The 1,738-nt window shown below is 64.2% G+C and carries 3 protein-coding genes; all 3 read left to right on the top strand.

Annotated features, from left to right (window positions below):
- On the top strand, positions 1 to 347 hold a 347-nt coding region (locus tag MJD61_13715), incomplete at its 5' end, for an ACT domain-containing protein (GenBank protein MCG8556329.1).
- Positions 347 to 1,162, top strand: a complete 816-nt coding sequence (locus tag MJD61_13710; protein MCG8556328.1) for a (Fe-S)-binding protein — start codon at positions 347 to 349, stop codon at positions 1,160 to 1,162. The genes MJD61_13715 and MJD61_13710, both read left to right, overlap by 1 nt.
- Before the next feature lies 1 nt (position 1,163).
- The coding region (locus MJD61_13705) for an LUD domain-containing protein (protein ID MCG8556327.1) at positions 1,164 to 1,738 on the top strand (575 nt) is incomplete at its 3' end.

Raw genomic sequence — 1,738 nt, 5'->3', positions numbered from 1 at the left:
GTTGGATCACGCGAGGACGCGGCGTCACAATTCACCGCAAGGGTTGTACACGTGCCATGGAGCTCGATCCGGAACGCCGGGTAGCAGTGAGCTGGGAGAGTCAGGCCAAGGTGGACATGCCCGCTGCGCTGCGCGTGATCACCTCGCATCAGCCCGGTGTGCTCGCGCACCTCGCCACCACCTTCAACGAGGCCGGTGTCAATATCACCGAAGCCAACTCCCAGTCGGGCCGTGACGGCCGAGCGATTCACACTTTTCACTTCGACGTCAGCGACGTCCGCAGGTTGCGCGGGGTGATTCGACGCATCTCCAAGGTAAACGGGGTACAGGAAGTCCAGAGGATCTGATGACACGACCTCGCCTGCTTGCCGGCCGGAATGGCGCTCCCGCCGCTTCCGGTGCCGCGCCAGTCGGCCTCTTCATACCCTGCTACATCGACCTGTTTTATCCTGATGTTGGACTCGCCACGCTCGAGGTGCTCGAAGGTCTGGGTGTGCACGTCGACTATCCCGAGCAGCAAACCTGCTGCGGTCAACCCATGCTCAACAGCGGCTACGCTGACGCGGCGCGACCCTTGGCGGCGCGTTTCGTCGAGCTCTTTAACCGCTACGAGCACGTCGTATGCCCCTCCGGCAGCTGCGTGGCCATGGTTCGGCACCATTACGCCTCCTTGCTCGATGGCAACGAGCTCGCACGGGTCCAGGCCAATACCTACGAGCTCACCGAGTACTTGCTGGACGTGCACGGGATCGAGCGCGCGCTGGGACGCTTTCCCCATCGTGTGGGGTTGCATGCGAGCTGCCACGGCCTGCGCGAGCTGCGCTTGGGGAGCTCTTCCGAGCTGGTGGTGTCCAAGCCCGATAGGCTGCAGCGATTGCTCGCCACGTTGGATGGACTCGAGCTAAGCGAGCCCGAGCGGCCCGATGAGTGCTGCGGTTTCGGCGGGAGCTTCTCCGTAACGCAGGACGCGGTTTCGTGTATGATGGGCGGCGATCGGATTGCCGATCACGAGCAGGCGGGCACCGATGTGCTCACGGCCACCGACATGTCCTGTCTGATGCACCTGGAAGGGCTCATCAAACGCCAGCGCAGTCCGTTGCGTGTGATGCATGTCGCGCAAATCCTGGCGGGGCGACAGCCCGCCAGCCAAAGCGCTGAGTGACGTGTCCGCCGACCACGCCACGCGAGCCGCAGCTTTCGTCCGCAATCGAGCCCGGGCGAGCTGGCACGATCAAGCCTTGTGGTTCGTGCGGGCCAAGCGCGATCGGGCGGCTCGGGCGCTTCCGGAATGGGAGGCGCTACGGGACGCTGCCGCGGCGATCAAGGCACACACGCTGGCCGATCTGGCTTCGCACCTCGAGACCTTCGAGACTCACGCCCGGCGCCTGGGAGCGCAGGTCCACTGGGCGAGCGATGCCGCCGAACACAATCGGATCGTCCTTGGGATCCTACGCCAGCATGGCGTCACCCGGGTGGTCAAGAGCAAGTCGATGCTGACCGAGGAGTGCCACCTGAACCCCTATCTCGAACGCGAGGGCATCCGCGTGGTGGATACGGATCTGGGCGAGCGCATCGTTCAGCTGCGCAATGAACCTCCAAGCCACATCGTCCTGCCGGCGATTCATCTGACCAAGAAGCAGGTTGGTGCCACCTTTCACGATCATCTAGGCACGCGTAGGGGCGCCTCGGATCCGGAGTACTTGACCCGCGCTGCGCGCAAGCACCTGCGGCGAGAGTT

The organism is Pseudomonadota bacterium, assembly GCA_022361155.1.
Lineage (GTDB): Bacteria > Myxococcota_A > Polyangia > Polyangiales > JAKSBK01 > JAKSBK01.
This window is presented reverse-complemented; position numbering and strand designations above follow the sequence as displayed.